General features: G+C 62.2%; 15 protein-coding genes. 8 read left to right on the top strand and 7 right to left on the bottom strand.

Going from position 1 to position 16,078, the window contains the following annotated elements; genetic code table 11:
- Positions 1-5 precede the first annotated feature (5 nt).
- Both purE and N805_RS22670 read right to left on the bottom strand, forming a co-directional pair.
- Positions 6-497, bottom strand: a complete 492-nt coding sequence (gene purE, locus N805_RS22675) for a 5-(carboxyamino)imidazole ribonucleotide mutase (RefSeq protein ID WP_016489856.1) — start codon at positions 495-497, stop codon at positions 6-8.
- A gap of 171 nt (positions 498-668) precedes the next feature.
- Positions 669-1,601 (bottom strand): LysR substrate-binding domain-containing protein, encoded by a 933-nt coding sequence (locus N805_RS22670; protein WP_177313738.1) that lies wholly within the window; start codon positions 1,599-1,601, stop codon positions 669-671.
- Between the two features lie 182 nt (positions 1,602-1,783).
- Here N805_RS22670 and aspA point away from each other — a divergent pair, with 182 nt between their 5' ends.
- The 4 genes from aspA to N805_RS22650 all read left to right on the top strand — a co-directional run bounded on the left by aspA (position 1,784) and on the right by N805_RS22650 (position 6,738).
- A complete protein-coding gene (gene aspA / locus N805_RS22665; protein ID WP_024717848.1) occupies positions 1,784-3,208 on the top strand; it encodes an aspartate ammonia-lyase in 1,425 nt (474 codons plus the stop codon).
- Positions 3,209-3,381: 173 nt separating this feature from the next.
- Positions 3,382-4,374 (top strand): AraC family transcriptional regulator, encoded by a 993-nt coding sequence (locus tag N805_RS22660; protein WP_019470246.1) that lies wholly within the window; start codon positions 3,382-3,384, stop codon positions 4,372-4,374.
- 217 nt (positions 4,375-4,591) lie between these two features.
- On the top strand, positions 4,592-5,635 hold the full coding sequence (locus N805_RS22655; RefSeq protein ID WP_019470247.1) for a histone deacetylase family protein: 1,044 nt from the start codon (positions 4,592-4,594) through the stop codon (positions 5,633-5,635).
- Positions 5,635-6,738 (top strand): polyamine ABC transporter substrate-binding protein, encoded by a 1,104-nt coding sequence (locus tag N805_RS22650; RefSeq protein WP_019470248.1) that lies wholly within the window; start codon positions 5,635-5,637, stop codon positions 6,736-6,738. Before N805_RS22655 ends, N805_RS22650 begins: the two co-directional genes overlap by 1 nt.
- Before the next feature lie 101 nt (positions 6,739-6,839).
- On the opposite strand, the gene N805_RS22645 is transcribed toward N805_RS22650, so the two are convergent.
- Complete coding sequence (locus tag N805_RS22645) at positions 6,840-8,369, bottom strand: PLP-dependent aminotransferase family protein (RefSeq protein WP_019470249.1); 1,530 nt, start codon at positions 8,367-8,369, stop codon at positions 6,840-6,842.
- Positions 8,370-8,459: 90 nt separating this feature from the next.
- On the opposite strand from N805_RS22645, the gene N805_RS22640 reads away from it, so the two are divergent.
- Genes N805_RS22640 through N805_RS22630 form a run of 3 tightly spaced genes read left to right on the top strand, consistent with a single transcriptional unit; the run spans position 8,460 to position 10,227 of the window.
- Positions 8,460-9,089: an FMN-binding negative transcriptional regulator gene (locus tag N805_RS22640; RefSeq protein ID WP_019470250.1), complete on the top strand. Its 630-nt coding sequence runs from the start codon at positions 8,460-8,462 to the stop codon at positions 9,087-9,089.
- A gap of 12 nt (positions 9,090-9,101) precedes the next feature.
- Entirely contained in the window at positions 9,102-9,548 is a 447-nt protein-coding gene (locus N805_RS22635) for a GNAT family N-acetyltransferase (RefSeq protein WP_019470251.1), read from the top strand.
- A 7-nt stretch (positions 9,549-9,555) separates the two neighbouring features.
- A complete protein-coding gene (locus N805_RS22630) occupies positions 9,556-10,227 on the top strand; it encodes a GNAT family N-acetyltransferase (protein ID WP_019470252.1) in 672 nt (223 codons plus the stop codon).
- A gap of 186 nt (positions 10,228-10,413) precedes the next feature.
- Here N805_RS22630 and oadA read toward each other — a convergent pair whose 3' ends face one another.
- Positions 10,414-12,219 (bottom strand): sodium-extruding oxaloacetate decarboxylase subunit alpha, encoded by a 1,806-nt coding sequence (gene oadA, locus N805_RS22625; RefSeq protein ID WP_019470253.1) that lies wholly within the window; start codon positions 12,217-12,219, stop codon positions 10,414-10,416.
- Between the two features lie 11 nt (positions 12,220-12,230).
- Entirely contained in the window at positions 12,231-13,646 is a 1,416-nt protein-coding gene (locus tag N805_RS22620) for an acetyl-CoA carboxylase biotin carboxylase subunit (RefSeq protein WP_016489867.1), read from the bottom strand.
- A 188-nt stretch (positions 13,647-13,834) separates the two neighbouring features.
- On the opposite strand from N805_RS22620, the gene N805_RS22615 reads away from it, so the two are divergent.
- A complete protein-coding gene (locus N805_RS22615) occupies positions 13,835-14,797 on the top strand; it encodes a LysR family transcriptional regulator (protein ID WP_019470254.1) in 963 nt (320 codons plus the stop codon).
- Here N805_RS22615 and N805_RS31080 read toward each other — a convergent pair.
- Both N805_RS31080 and hexR read right to left on the bottom strand, forming a co-directional pair.
- Positions 14,739-14,957 (bottom strand): PA3496 family putative envelope integrity protein, encoded by a 219-nt coding sequence (locus N805_RS31080; RefSeq protein WP_080956833.1) that lies wholly within the window; start codon positions 14,955-14,957, stop codon positions 14,739-14,741. The two genes, N805_RS22615 and N805_RS31080, sit on opposite strands and share 59 nt — an antisense overlap.
- Before the next feature lie 197 nt (positions 14,958-15,154).
- Positions 15,155-16,021, bottom strand: coding sequence for a transcriptional regulator HexR (gene hexR / locus N805_RS22610; RefSeq protein ID WP_016489869.1), 867 nt, complete (start codon positions 16,019-16,021; stop codon positions 15,155-15,157).
- Between the last annotated feature and the right edge of the window lie 57 nt (positions 16,022-16,078).

Here is a 16,078-nt window from a genome sequence, read left to right as displayed (position 1 = left end):
AAGCCTCAAGCCTGGCGCGGGTCTGGGTTGTCCAGCACAGTGTCGGTCTGTTCGGTGCGGAACTGCTTGAGCGCCGCGTGGTACTGCGGGTACTTGGCGCCCAGGATGCTGGCCGACAGCAGCGCAGCGTTGATCGCACCGGCACGGCCGATGGCCAGCGTGGCAACCGGCACGCCGGCTGGCATCTGCACGATCGACAGCAGCGAATCGACGCCCGACAGCATCGACGACTGCACCGGCACACCCAGCACCGGCAGGTGGGTCTTGGCGGCGCACATGCCTGGCAGGTGGGCTGCGCCACCGGCACCGGCGATGATCACCTCGATGCCGCGGCCTTCGGCCTCCTCGGCATACTGGAACAGCAGATCCGGGGTGCGGTGGGCAGAAACCACCTTCACTTCGTAGGGAATGCCGAGTTTTTCCAGCATATCGGCGGTGTGGCTAAGGGTGGACCAATCGGACTTGGAGCCCATGATCACGCCAACCAGTGCACTCATCGTCGAGCCTCTTCGCTTGTGCGCCCGTGGGCGCGTCAAAAAACAACAAGCCACGCGGGACGACCGGCGTGGCTTGTTTGCTGATCAGGACCGGACGCATCCGGTCGAAAGGCCGCGCAGTATACCGTAAGGTGGTGCGTTTAAGGCACCCCGGCGACCAACTGTCGGGCCTTATTTTTCGGGGCTTTGGCTGACTTTTGGGTCAACCGCCGCCGCACCCTCCAGCTTGCGCCACAACAGCCTGACGTTGGCCTTGCGCACCAGGGCGCAGCGGTACAGGCGAATTTCCAGTGGCACATGCCACTGGCTGCCGCCACATACGGCCAGCTCGCCTCGTTCCAGCTCGCCACGCATCGACAGGCGCGGTACCCAGGCAATACCCATGCCCTCCAGCGCCATGCTCTTGAGGCTGTCGGCCATGGCGGTTTCATACACGGTGGTATAGCGCAGGTTGCGCTGGCGCAGCAGCAAATTGACCGAGCGGCCCAGGAAGGCGCCAGCGGTATAGGCCAGCAACGGTACGCTGCCCTCACCTTCCAGGTCGAACAACGGCTTGCCCTCGGCATCCACGGCGCACACCGGCAACATTTCGGTGTTGCCCATGTGCAACGACGGGAAGATCTCGGCATCCATCTGCAGGGCGGCGTCCGGGTCATAGAAAGCCAGCATCAGATCGCAGCCACCTTCGCGTAATGCATGCACGGCATCTCCGACGTTAGTCGCAACCAGGCGGGTGGCGATGTTCAAACCGTCGTTGCGCAACTGGGCCACCCACCGGGGGAAAAAGCCCGACGCCAGCGAGTGTGCCGCAGCCACCTGCACCACCTCACCCTGCCCGCCCTCAAGATGATGCAAATGGCGAAGAATTTCGCCCAACTGGTCGACAACCGTGCGCGCTGTAACGAGAAACAGCTGGCCGGCCTCGGTCAGTTCGATGGGCGTGCGGGAACGATTCACCAGTTGCAGACCCAACGCCGCTTCAAGGCTGCGAATGCGCCGGCTGAAGGCCGGTTGGGTGACGAAACGCCGCTCTGCCGCCTGGGAAAAACTGCGGGTGGCGGCAAGTGCGCTGAAATCTTCCAGCCATTTGCTTTCAAGGTTCACGAAGCACATCTCCCGGCGTGCACCAAAATGGAACACGCTCGAATGTCAATTGGCGTCACATGAAACACTATGCCGTTTGTGCATAGGTTAGCGTGCAACAGCATTGGCCGCAAAATCACCTTCGGGCCTAGGATTGGCGCCATTCCGGCATGTGCCGGGTCAAAATCGAGATGATATACATCATGTCCTCCGCTGCATCGTTCCGCGTCGAAAAAGATCTGTTGGGTACCCTTGAAGTTCCTGCTGATGCCTACTACGGCATCCAGACCCTGCGCGCTGCCAACAACTTCCACCTCTCCGGCGTTCCGCTGTCGCACTACCCGAAACTGGTAGTGGGCCTGGCGATGGTCAAGCAGGCAGCTGCTGACGCCAACCGTGAGCTGGGGCACTTGAGCGATGCCAAGCACGCCGCGATCAGCGCAGCCTGCGCACGACTGATCAAGGGCGACTACCACGAGCAGTTCGTGGTGGACATGATTCAAGGCGGTGCTGGTACTTCTACCAACATGAACGCCAACGAAGTCATCGCCAACATCGCGCTGGAGGCCATGGGCCACCAGAAGGGTGAGTACCAGTACCTGCACCCGAACAACGATGTGAACATGGCGCAGTCGACCAACGACGCCTACCCGACCGCTATCCGTCTGGGCCTGCTGCTGGGTCATGACGCCCTGCTGGCCAGCCTCGACAGCCTGATCCAGGCCTTCGCAGCCAAAGGTAAAGAGTTCGACCACGTACTGAAGATGGGCCGTACCCAGCTGCAGGACGCCGTGCCGATGACCCTGGGCCAGGAATTCCGCGCCTTCGCCACCACCATGACCGAAGACCTCAACCGTCTGCGTTCGCTGGCGCCTGAGCTGCTGACCGAAATCAACCTGGGTGGTACTGCCATCGGTACCGGCATCAACGCCGACCCGGGCTACCAGATGCTCGCCGTACAACGCCTGGCAATCATCAGCGGTCAGCCGCTGGTACCGGCTGCCGACCTGATCGAAGCCACCTCGGACATGGGCGCCTTCGTGCTGTTCTCCGGCATGCTCAAGCGTACCGCAGTCAAGCTGTCGAAGATCTGCAACGACCTGCGCCTGCTGTCCAGCGGCCCACGCACCGGCATCAACGAGATCAACCTGCCAGCGCGTCAGCCAGGCAGCTCGATCATGCCAGGCAAGGTCAACCCGGTTATCCCGGAAGCCGTCAACCAAGTCGCCTTCGCCATCATGGGCAACGACCTGGCCCTGACCGTCGCCGCCGAAGGTGGCCAGCTGCAGCTGAACGTGATGGAGCCGCTGATCGCCTACAAGATCTTCGACTCGATCCGCCTGCTGCAACGCGCCATGGACATGCTGCGCGAGCACTGCATCGTCGGCATCACTGCCAACGAACAGCGCTGCCGTGAACTGGTCGAGCACTCGATCGGCCTGGTCACCGCCCTGAACCCGTACATCGGCTACGAAAACGCCACCCGTATCGCCCGCGTTGCCCTGGAAACCGGCCGCGGCGTGCTGGAACTGGTGCGCGAAGAGAAGCTGCTGGACGAAGAGATGCTGAACGACATCCTGCGTCCGGAAAACATGATCGCTCCACGTCTGGTTCCGCTGAAGGCGTAACCCGACCGCTGCAAACAGTCTCACCAGGTTAAGGGACTAGACACCTCTCAACCTTTCAAGGCCCGAGCGATTGCTTCGGGCCTTTTTTTTGCCTGATGGATTTTGCCTGGAAGCCCGGATATCGGCACACAACTTGCTCCATAATGCGTCCCAGGCCCACGGGATTACCCAGCATGCTGCACAGCCACCTGACCACCCTTAACGCAGTTTCGCTGATCCTCAACGTGTTCCAGGCAGACGGTTGCGAGGCTTCGGCGCTGCTGGCCGGCAGCGGCATTGGCCCGGCAGACCTGGGGCACGCCGATGCGCGCATCACCACCCAGCAGGAACTGCAGGTGTGTGCCAACGCCGTGGCCCGGCGCGAGGACATCGGCCTGGAACTGGGCCGCCGTATGCACGTGTCGTGCTACGGCATGCTCGGTTACGCCCTGCTCTCCAGTGCCACTTTGGGTGACGCCTTGCGCCTGGCGCTGCAGTATCCGGCACTGCTGGGAACAGTCTTCAAGCTGCGCTTGCTCGACGATGGCCAGCGCGTCTGGTTCAGCGCCAGCGAGTACCACGACAGCCCGGCGCTGAGCGCTTTCAACGCCGAGTTCTGCCTGGTGTCGCTGAAAGTCATCTGCGATGACCTGCTTGGCCGCCCGCTACCATTGCTGGGCGCCCGCTTCGAGCACCCACGGCCCGGCTACCACGCGCGCTATGCCGATGCATTCCAGTGCCCGGTCGGTTTTGCCGCCCAGGACAATGCCTTTGCCTTCGAGCGGCGCTGGCTGGATACGCCGCTGCCGCTGGCCGACCCGATTACCCACCAAGCCATGAGCGAGCGCTGCCGGCGCCTGAACCTTGAGTTCACCGGCCGTCAGGCCTGGCTGGGGCGGATTCGTCAGTTGCTTACGCAGCAACTGGATGCCGCGCCTGGGCTGGAAGGCCTGGCACGGCAGATGAACTGCTCGTCGCGCACCTTGCGCCGGCATCTACAGGCGCTGGGCAGCAGTTATCAGCAGCTGCTGGACGAGCTCAGGTTCGAGCGGGCCAAGCAGTTGCTGGCTGATGAGCAGATGCCCATCTACCGTATTGCCGAAACGTTGGGATTCAGCGAGACAGCCAGCTTCCGCCATGCCTTCCAGCGCTGGAGTGGTGTGGCGCCCAGCCACTTCCGCGGTTGACCTGTACCGGCCCTATCGCCGGCAAGCCAGCTCCCACAGGTACTGCGCTGCATTCAAGGCCTGTGCGGTACTTGTGGGAGCTGGCTTGCCGGCGATAGGGCCAGCACAGACCAATCAACCTTGGCCACATCGATCCCCTTTTGGCCATTTGCGTCGTTCTCCGCTACTGACCCGCCCATGACAATGGACCCACGCCAGTACCCAACGGAGAACAACAATGCTGACGATCTATTCCGATGACCACCGCCTGCACCATGGCCGCTGCGAGCTGATCGACGGCAAGCTGATGCCCTGTTTCGAAATGCCTTCGCGCGCCGACCATGTGCTCGACCAGGTGAAAAAGCGCAACCTCGGCGATATCCAGGGCCCAACCGACTTCGGACGGGCGCCATTGCTGCGCGTCCACAGCGCCGATTACCTGGATTTCTTCGAAGGCGCCTGGGCCCGCTGGGCTGCACTGGGCCAGGAAGGCGACCTGCTGCCGTTCACCTGGCCTGCTCGCACCTTGCGCCAGGTCAAACCCACTGGCCTGCACGGTGAGTTGGGCTATTACAGCTTCGATGCCGGTGCGCCGATCACCGCTGGCACCTGGCAAGCGGCCTACAGCGCCGCCCAGGTCGCCCTTACCGCTCAGGCAGCGATCCAGCAAGGCGCCCATTCGGCCTTTGCCCTGTGCCGTCCGCCAGGGCACCACGCCGCCGGCGAAGTAATGGGCGGCTACTGCTACCTGAACAACGCCGCCATTGCCGCTCAGGCTTTCATCGACCAAGGCCGACGCAAGGTCGCCATCCTTGACGTCGACTACCACCACGGCAACGGCACTCAAGACATCTTCTACAGCCGCGACGACGTGTTCTTCGCTTCGATCCACGGCGACCCGCAGGACGAGTTCCCGTTCTTCCTCGGCTACGCCGACGAAACCGGCGAAGGTGCCGGCGAGGGCTGCAACATCAACTACCCCTTGCCGGCCGGCAGCGACTGGGGCGCCTGGAACGCTGCGCTGGAAGATGCCTGCCAGCGCATCGCCCGCTATGACGCCGACGTGCTGGTCATCTCGTTGGGTGTGGACACGTTCAAGGATGACCCCATCTCGCAGTTCAAGCTGGACAGCCCGGACTACCTGGAAATGGGCAAGCGCATCGGCCAGCTCGGCAAGCCGACCCTGTTCGTGATGGAAGGCGGCTACGCTGTGGAAGAAATCGGTATCAACGCGGTCAATGTGCTGGAAGGCTTCCAGCGCGCCAAGCCAGGAGCCCGGTAATGGTCCGACTCAAGCGTCTGCTCGCCCCGTTCATCGCTGCCACCCTGTTCACCGGTGCCCTGCATGCCCAGGCCGAGCAGCGCACCCTGCGTGTGTATAACTGGTTCGATTACATCACCCCGCAGACCTTGACCGACTTCCAGAAGGACAGCGGCGTCAAACTGATCTACGACATCTTCGACACCAACGAAGCGCTGGAGGCCAAGCTGCTCACCGGTAACTCCGGCTATGACGTGGTGGTGCCGTCCAACGTGTTCCTCGCCAAGCAGATCGAGGCCGGGGTATTCCAGCCGCTGGACCGCAGCAAGCTGCCAAACTGGCAACACCTGGACCCGGCACTGATGAAGCTGATCGAGGCCAACGACCCGGGTAACAAGTTTGCCGTGCCGTACATGTACGGCACCGTGCTGATCGGCTTCAACCCAGCCAAGGTCAAGGCTGCGCTCGGCGACAATGCGCCGGTAGACAGCTGGGACCTGATCTTCAAGGAAGAGAACATCGCCAAGCTCAAGCAGTGCGGCGTGGCCCTGCTCGACTCGCCTTCGGAAATTCTGCCGCTGGCCCTGCAGTACCTGGGCTTGCCACCGAACAGTGACAAACCGGCCGACTACAAGAAGGCTGAGGCACTGATGCTGAAGATTCGCCCGTACATCACCTACTTCCACTCCTCGAAGTACATGGCAGACATCGCCAATGGCGACATCTGCGTGGCGGTGGGCTACAGCGGCAGCTTCTCGCAGGCCGCCAACCGCGCCCGCGAAGCCAAGAATGACGTGGTGGTGGACATGCGCCTGCCCAAGGAAGGCGCGCCGATCTGGTTCGACATGCTGGCGATTCCAAAGAATGCGGCCAACCCGGAAGATGCCCATACGTTCATCAACTACCTGCTGCGGCCGGAGGTGATTGCGCCGATCAGCGACTTTGTCGGGTACCCCAACCCGAACAAGGATGCGACCGACAAGGTGAACCCGGCGATTCGCAACAACCCCAACCTGTACCCGACGGCGGAGGCGATGGCCAAGCTGTATACCCTCAAGCCCCTTGCGCGGGATGCCGAACGGGCCAGGACCCGGGCCTGGACGCGGATTAAGTCCGGCACCTGAGTAGCGTGCTTCGCGGGCACGCCCGCTCCCACATTGATCGCATGCCACGCGGACTCTGTGGGAGCTGGCTTGCCGGCGATTGGGCCGCATAGCGGCCCCATTCACTTTCTCCAGGCCTTGCGCAGTTTCAACAACGCCTCGGCAATCTCCCCCTCTGGCACCGCCGCAAAGCCCAGCACCAGCCCTCCCCGCTTATCCACAGGCACCTCGCTGTCCGCCAACCAGAAATTACTCAGCGGCGTAACCTCCACACCCGCCGCTTCAGCCTTGGCCACCAGTTCCTGCTCCCGCGCAAAGTTATCCACATCAACCTTCACATGCAGCCCGGCCGCCACTGCCGGCATGGCGCCCAAACCTGGAATATCCACAGGCCAGCCAGCCTTGAGCACATTGCGTCGGCTCAACGCCGCCTTGCGCATTCGCCGGATATGCCGCTGAAAGTGCCCGCGGGCGATGAACTCGGCCATCACACATTGGCTGCTGACCTCAGAATGCCGAACCGCCAATGCCTTGCCCTGGCTGAAGGCCTGGGCCAGCTGCGGTGGGAGTACCAGGTAGCCCAGGCGCAGCGCGGGGAAGGCAATCTTGCCGAAGGTGCCGACGTACAGCACCCGCCCGTGCCGGTCGAGCGCCGCCAACGGGGCCAAGGGCGCGCCGCTGTATCGGTACTCGCCGTCGTAGTCGTCCTCGATGATCCAGCCATCGTTACGGTCAGCCCAGGCCAGCAGTTCCAGGCGACGCGCCAGGCTCATGGTTACTCCAGTCGGATACTGATGAGCAGGCGTTACATAAGCCAGCCGGCAGTCCTCCAACTGCCCGAGCCGGGCACAGTCCATCCCCTCTTCATCCACCGGTACGCCGAACACCTGGCCACCCGCCAGTGTGAAAGCATGACCGGCCGCCCGATAGCCTGGGTTTTCCACAGCCACACCGTCGCCCGGCTGCAATAGCAACTGTGCACAAAGGCTAATGGCCTGCTGCGCGCCACTGGTGATCACAATTTGTTCAGACATGCAACTCAGCCCGCGCGAGCGACGCAAGTAGGCAGCGATCAGTTCGCGCAGCATCGGCTCGCCCGCCGGGTCGCCATAACCCAGTTGTGCGGGGCTCGGATTACGCCAGAAACCCGCCTGCAGCTTGGCCCAGACGTCAAACGGGAACAGGTCGAATGCGGGAATACCGACGCGAAAAGCACGCGGCTGGCCGCTTCTTGGCGGCGGTAAGTGGTTGGTTTTCAGCCGCTGCAAAGCTTCACTGGAACGTCGGTTGCTGGATAAATCCTCAGTATCTTTTACTGAAAATGTGGATAAGCCTGTTGATAACCCATGGGATAACCCTGTGGATACTTGTGTGGATAGTTTTGGTAGCCGGCTTACATAGGTGCCATCGCCCACCCGGCTTTCGATGTAGCCCTCGGCGTACAACTGGTCATAGGCCCGCACCACGCTGTTGCGTGACAGCAGCAGCATGGTGGCCAACTCGCGGGTGGCCGGCAGCCGGGTACCGCTGCTCAGGCGCCCGTCCAGCACCCGTGCACGCAGCGCCTGGTAAAGCTGCTGGCTGAGCCCTCGGCGGCGATCCAGGGCGATCCCGGAAGGGTCGAAGGGTAAAACAAGGGGGCTTTCGCTCATGGCATTGGACCTATGAAATCAGGCAGTAATGGCTCTTACCCAGAACCAATAGCCTGCCTAGGATGGCACCATTGCACAAGGAAACCGAGCATGTACAACAGCAAACCCCACCAGGAACACGACCTCGGCCGCCTGCACCAGCACATGCTCGACACCCGCCTGGCCGTGCTGGTCAGCCAAGGCGAACAAGGCCTGCTGGCCACCCACCTGCCGGTGCTGGTCGACACCACCGAAGGCGAGTTCGGCACCGTCTATGCGCACCTGGCACGGGCCAACCGCCAATGGCAGGACCTGGCACAAGGTGGCGAAGCCCTGCTGGTCTTCCCCGGCGCCGATGCCTATGTCAGCCCCGGCTACTACCCAAGCAAAGCCGATAACCCCAAGGTCGTGCCGACCTGGAACTACCTGGCCGTACACGCCTATGGCCCGGCCGAAGTCATCCATGAAGCCGAGCCTCTGCTCGCTATCGTCAGCCGCCTGACCGAGCGCCACGAACAAGGCCGCAACGAACCGTGGAGCGTCACCGACGCCCCGGCTGACTACATCGAGGGCATGCTCCGCGCCATCGTCGGTATCCGCCTGCCTATCGCCCGCCTGCAAGGTGCGCGAAAGCTCAGCCAGAACCGCTCCGAGCAAGACATCTCGGGCGTGCGCGAAGGCCTGAGCGCCAGCCCCGATCAACTGGACAACCAACTCGCGGCGCACATGCGCCAACTGTGAAGGAATAGCCCCATGCCCAGTGTTACCCTGCGCCCCGTCAGCGCCCAAGACCATGCCGCCTGGCTCGCCTTGTGGCAGGTCTACCTGCACTTCTATGAAACCGAGTTGGCCGATGAAGTCAGCCTGAGCACCTGGCAGCGCCTGCTCGACCCGAACGAGCCCACCCATTCGGCATTGGCCTGGGTCGATGGCAAGGCGGTGGGGATGGTCAACTTCATCTACCATCGTTCCAACTGGAGCATCGAAAACTCCTGCTACCTGCAGGACCTGTACGTGGACAGCTCGCAGCGTGGCCTGGGCATTGGTCGCCAGCTGATCGAGCACGTCTACACCACAGCCAAGGCCGACAACTGCATCAAGGTGCACTGGCTGACCCACGAAACCAATGCCACCGCCATCAGCCTGTATCAGCAGGTTGCCGAGCGCTCGGGCTTCATCCAATTCCGCAAAGGCTTGTAGGCCGAACATGACAGACGCATTGAACTGGAAACCCGCTGCAACGCCCCAGGCCGAGCCCATTGAAGGCCGTTTCATCCGCCTGGAAAAGCTCGACCCGGCGCGCCATGGCGACGACCTCTGGCAAGTGCTGCAAGGCCCGACTTCCGACCCGGTGCTGTGGGATTACCTGCCCTATGGCCCGTTCGCCGAACGTGGGGCCTTCGACCGTTGGCTGGAGGGTAACGCCGCAGGGCGCGACCCGCTGTTCTACAGCGTCATCGACCGCCCCAGCGGCCAGGCCCAGGGCATTCTCAGCCTGATGTCGATCGTGCCCGACCACGGCCGCATCGAAATCGGCCACATCGCTTTCGGCGCCGCCATGCAGCGCACACCCAAGGGCACCGAGGCGGTCTACCTGCTGGGCAAGCTGGGCTTCGAACTGGGCAACCGCCGGCTGGAGTGGAAGTGCAACAACGCCAATGCCCGCTCCAAGCGCGCAGCGGAACGGTTCGGCTTCGTCTACGAAGGGGTGTTCCGCAAGCACCTGGTGGTGAAGGACCATAACCGCGATACGGCGTGGTATTCGATTACCGATGATGAATGGCCAGCAGTGGCTGCGGGGTTCGAGCGGTGGTTGGGCGAGGAGAATCAGCGGCCCGAGGGGCAGGTGAATACACTTGAGGCATGCCGCAACGGCTGATAGCTGTACGGGTCTCACTGGCCTCTTCGCGGGACAAGCCCGCTCCCACAGGTTTACCACTGCTCTTGAGGGCAGTGTCGTACCTGTAGGAGCGGGCTTGTCCCGCGAAGAGGCCGGCAAATACAGCACAAAAAAAGGGGAGCATCCGCCCCCCAGAGGTTAACCGCTTGTAGATGAGGGCTTATCTCAGCCTTCGATCTCGATCAGGATCTCACCCGGCGTCACGCGATCGCCCTTGGCCACATGGATGGCCACGACCTTGCCGGCGATGGCCGCCTGCACTTCGGTTTCCATCTTCATGGCCTCGGTGATCAGCACGGCCTGGCCAGCCTTGACCACGTCACCTTCCTTGACCAGTACATCGACGATGTTGCCTGGCATGTTGGTGCTGACGTGGCCTGGATCGGTGGCTTGCTTGCGCTTGCTGCCGCCGCCGACGAACTCGTTGAGTGGCTCGAACACCACTTCTTCCGGCATGCCGTCGATAGACAGGTAGAAGTGGCGCTTGCCTTCAGCCTTCACACCCACGCCGGTGATGTCGACGCGGTAGGTTTCGCCGTGCACGTCGATGACGAATTCGGTCGGTACGCCTTCGCCGCCTGGCGCAGAAACGGCGCCAGCCTCCGGAATCGGCAACAGGGCTTCCGGGGTGAGGGTACCGGCTTCGCGTTCTTCGAGGAACTTGCGGCCAATGTCCGGGAACATGGCAAAAGTCAGCACGTCTTCTTCACTGCGGGCCAGGGCGCCGATGTCGTTACGCAGCTTGGCCATCTCTGGCTTCAGCAGGTCGGCCGGGCGCACGTCGATCACTTCTTCGCTGCCGATGGCCTGGCGGCGCAGCTGCTCGTTGACCACACCCGGGGCCTTGCCGTAACCGCCTTGCAGGTACAGCTTCACTTCGTTGGTGATGGTCTTGTAGCGCTCACCGGCCAGCACGTTGAAGAACGCCTGGGTGCCGACGATCTGCGAGGTCGGCGTCACCAGCGGCGGGAAGCCGAGGTCTTCACGCACACGCGGGATCTCTGCCAGCACTTCGTTCATGCGGTTGAGCGCGCCCTGTTCCTTGAGCTGGTTGGCCAGGTTGGAAATCATCCCGCCGGGCACCTGGTTGACCTGCACGCGGGTGTCCACGGCGGTGAACTCGCTTTCGAACTGGTGGTACTTCTTGCGCACGGCGTAGAAGTACAAGCCGATTTCCTGCAGCAGCTCCAGGTCCAGGCCGGTGTCGAACTCGCTGCCCTTGAGCGCAGCAACCATCGACTCGGTACCCGGGTGGCTGGTGCCCCAGGCGAAGCTGGAGATCGCGGTGTCGATGTGGTCGGCGCCGTTTTCCACCGCTTTGAGCTGGCACATGGCGGCCAGGCCGGCGGTGTCGTGGGAGTGGATGAACACCGGCAGCGACTGCTCGGCCTTCAGCGCCTTGACCAGTTCACCAGCGGCGAATGGGGTCAGCAGGCCGGCCATGTCCTTGATTGCCACCGAGTCGCAACCCATGGCTTCCATCTGCTTGGCCTGGGCAACAAAGGCGTCGATGGTGTGCACAGGGCTGACCGTGTAGGCGATGGTGCCCTGGGCGTGCTTGCCGGCGGCCTTGACCGCTTCGATGGCCACGCGCAGGTTACGCACGTCGTTCATGGCGTCGAAGATGCGGAACACATCGATGCCATTGACTGCGGCCTTGGCGACGAAGGCTTTGACCACGTCGTCGCTGTAGTGGCGGTAGCCCAGCAGGTTCTGGCCGCGCAGCAGCATTTGCAGGCGGGTGTTGGGCAAGGCTGCGCGCAGCTTGCGCAGGCGCTCCCACGGGTCTTCCTTGAGGAAGCGCACGCAGGCGTCGAAGGTGGCGCCGCCCCAGACTTCCAGCGACCAGTAGCCGACCTTGTCGAGCTTGTCGCAGATCGGCAGCATGTCTTCGGTACGCATGCGGGTGGCCAGCAGGGACTGGTGGGCGTCGCGCAGGATCGTGTCGGTTACGTGAATTTTCTTGGACATTATAGGGTTCCTCACAGGCCTGCGTGGGCGGCGATGGCGGCGGCGATGGCCAGGGCCAGCTCTTCGGGTTTGCGCTTGATCGAGTAGTTGGTCAGTTCAGGATGGCTTTCGACGAAGCTGGTATTGAACTGGCCGCTACGGAATTCCGGGTTGCGCAGGATTTCCTGGTAGTAGGCGGCAGTGGTCTTCACCCCTTGCACGCGCATGTCGTCCAGGGCTCGCAGGCCGCGGTCCATGGCTTCTTCCCAGGTTAACGCCCACACCACCAGTTTCAGGCACATGGAGTCGTAGAACGGCGGAATGGTGTAGCCGGTGTAGATCGCTGTATCGGTACGCACACCCGGGCCGCCGGGGGCGTAGTAACGGGTGATCTTGCCGAAGCTGGGCAGGAAGTTGTTCTTCGGGTCTTCCGCGTTGATGCGGAACTGCAACGCGTAACCGCGGTGCTGGATGTCTTCCTGCTTGACCGACAGCGGCAGGCCCGAGGCGATGCGAATCTGCTCACGGACAATGTCGATACCGGTGATTTCCTCGGTGATGGTGTGCTCCACCTGCACCCGGGTGTTCATTTCCATGAAGTACACCTCGCCATCGGCGAGCAGGAACTCCACGGTGCCGGCGTTCTCGTAGTTCACCGCCTTGGCCGCACGCACTGCCAGGTCGCCGATGTAGGCGCGCTGCTCGGGCGTGAGCTGGGGGCTTGGGGCAATTTCGATGAGCTTCTGGTTACGGCGCTGGATCGAGCAGTCGCGCTCGAACAGGTGCACCACGTTGCCGAAGCTGTCACCGAGGATCTGTGCCTCGATATGCTTGGGGTTGACGATGCACTTTTCCAGGAACACTTCGGCCGAACCAAAGGCCTTGGTGGCCTCGGAAATCACCCGTGGGAAGTTCTGTTCCAGCTCTTCACGGCTGTTGCAACGGCGAATACCGCGGCCGCCGCCACCGGAGGTGGCCTTGAGCATCACCGGGTAACCGATGCGCTCACCTTCGCTCAGGGCTTCATGAATATCGGCAACGTTGCCTTCGGTGCCCGGGGTTACCGGCACACCGGCGGCAATCATGGTGCGGCGCGCTTCGGTCTTGTCGCCCATGCGGCGAATGACGTCGGCGGCAGGGCCGATGAACTTGATCCCGCGTTCGGCGCAGATCTCTGCCAGTTCAGCGTTTTCCGACAGGAAACCATAGCCCGGGTGCAGGGCATCACAGCCGGTTTCCACAGCCAGGTTCACCAGCTTGCGCGGGTTCAGGTAACCGGCCAGCGGCTCGGCACCAATGCTGTGGGCTTCGTCGGCGCGCTTGACGTGCAAGGCGTGCCGATCGGCGTCGGAATAGATCGCTACCGAGCGTATGCCCATCTCGGCGCAGGCACGCACGATCCGAACTGCGATTTCACCTCGGTTGGCGATCAGGATTTTTTTTATCACTGGAGTCTTCCCAAAGCCGTAGGAACAGTCGAGCCGGTTCTACCGGTCGGCGTGACCAGACGTTGCTGGCCAGTCGCGTATTCACCCTAGCGCTGTGGGTCGATAAACAAAAATCAATATTTGTTAGAGGCAGTATTAGCAAAAGCTTATAGTGCGGTAACAAGGTATTGCCAAAGGGCGGGTGTAAAATGCGTAAGTCCTTGATGCGTATGACTTTACGTCAATTGCAGATCTTCAATGAGGTGTGCGATTTGCGCTCGTACAGCCGTGCGGCGGAGGAGATGTCCCTGACGCAACCCGCCGTTAGTCTACAGATCCGCCAGCTCGAAGAACTGATCGGCCAGCCGTTGTTCGAGTACGTGGGCAAAAAGCTCTACCTGACCGAAGCGGCCGAAGCCCTGCAACGTGCCAGCCGCGACATCTTCGGGCGCCTCGAGAGCCTGGACATGCAGCTGTCGGACATGCAGGGCTCATTGCAGGGGCAGCTCAAACTGGCGATCGAGTCCAGCGCCAAATACTTCGTGCCACACCTGTTCGCCGCCTTCAAGCAGCGCCACCCGGAGGTCAACCTGACCCTGACGGTGGTCAACCGGGCCCAGGCCATCCGCCGCCTTTCGGACAACCGCGACGACATCATCATCATGTCGATGGTGCCGCAGGACATGGGCCTGGAGTTTCTGCCGTTCCTCAACAACCCGATCATCGCGGTGGCACCGCCCGAGCACCCGCTGTGCAAGCTCGAGCAGCTGCGCCTTCAGGACCTGGAGCCTCATACCCTGCTGGTACGCGAGCAAGGCTCAGGCACGCGCAAGGCCTGCGAGGAGTATTTCAAAGACAAGCGCGTGCATTTCACCCAGACCCTGGAAGTGGCCTCGGCCGATGCCCAGTGCGAATGCGTGATCGCCGGCCTGGGGATTGCCCTGCTGACGCGCCATGCGGTCAACCTGGAGCTGGCCACCGGTGCGCTGAAGGAGTTACCGGTGGAAGAGCTGCCGCTGTACCGCAGCTGGTGCGTGGTGCAGTCCAAGGCCAAGCGGCAGTCGCCGGTGGCCTTGGCGTTTCTGGCGTTCATCCGCAGCGAACGTGCGTTGATCAGTGCGCTGGTTGAGCGTTTTTCGGGGAAGTTGCCCCTGAAGACTGCCACACTGTAAGTGCTTGCAACTCGGGATAGTCCACCAACTCGCGCAACAGTTGACGTTGGTCGCAATAGGTCTCGATCGCGCGGCGGTATTCCATGCGGCGCTGATCCTTTTCCTGCTGCTTGCGAGCTTTGGCGTTGGGTTGGTAGATACCGTCGTGGTCACGTGCCATTGCCTGTCTCCCAGATAGGATGCGGGAGTTTCAGACTGGCTTTGAAGGTTTACGGTTTGGCTGTGGAATGGTGACAAAACAGTTAAATCTGCTTCGCCTATGCTGGCCCTTTCGCGGGTAAACCCGCTCCCACAGGGAGAGCGCCGACTTCAAGAGGTGCGCAGTACCCGCGAAAGGGCCTGCGCTGACAAAGAAAATCAGTCGTCTGTAGCCTTGATCGACTTGGGCGACAAACGCAGGCTGCGCAAGCTGCGCTTTACGCTTTTCAGGTGGTTGACCAGGCTCGGGCCGCGCGCCATGGCCACGCCCATGGCCAGCACGTCGATCACCACCAGGTGAGCGATACGCGAGGTCAGCGGGGTGTAGATTTCGGTGTCTTCGTGCACGTCGATCGCCAGGTTCACGGTCGACAGCTCGGCCAGCGGCGTCTGGCTTGGGCACAGGGTAATCAGGTTGGCACCGCTCTCACGCACCAGGTTGGCGGTGATCAGCAGGTCCTTGGAACGGCCCGACTGGGAAATGCACACCGCTACATCGCCAGGCCTCAAGGTTACTGCCGACATCGCCTGCATGTGCGGGTCGGAATACGCGGCCGCACTGAGCAGCAGGCGGAAGAACTTGTGCTGGGCGTCCGCCGCGACCGCGCCGGATGCACCAAAGCCATAGAACTCCACACGCTGCGCCTGAGCCATGGCGCTCACGGCCTGTTGCAGCGCATGCGGGTCGAGGTGCTCGCGCACTTCCATCAACGTATGCAGGGTGGTGTCGAAAATCTTCAGGCTGTAGTCGGCAACCGAGTCATCTTCATGGATGGCAAACTGCCCAAAACTGGCCCCGGCGGCCAGGCTTTGCGCCAGTTTCAACTTCAGGTCCTGGAAGCCCGAGCAACCGATGGCCCGGCAAAAACGCACGATGGTCGGTTCGCTGATACCCACGCTGTGCGCCAGGTCGGCCATGGAGCTGTGCATGACCGCAGCCGGGTCGAGCAGCACGTGGTCGGCCACTTTGAGTTCCGATTTGCGCAGCAGGTGGCGCGATTGGGCGATATGTTGCAACAGATTCACGGGCTGGACTCGGTTATGATCGACTGGCCGGGTTGTAGCTTTCTTGTAGTTATACTA

The organism is Pseudomonas putida S13.1.2, assembly GCF_000498395.2.
GTDB classification, from domain to species: Bacteria; Pseudomonadota; Gammaproteobacteria; order Pseudomonadales; family Pseudomonadaceae; genus Aquipseudomonas; species Aquipseudomonas putida_Q.
Note: the sequence above shows the minus strand (reverse complement) of the source record. Positions and strands in the feature narration are given on the sequence as shown.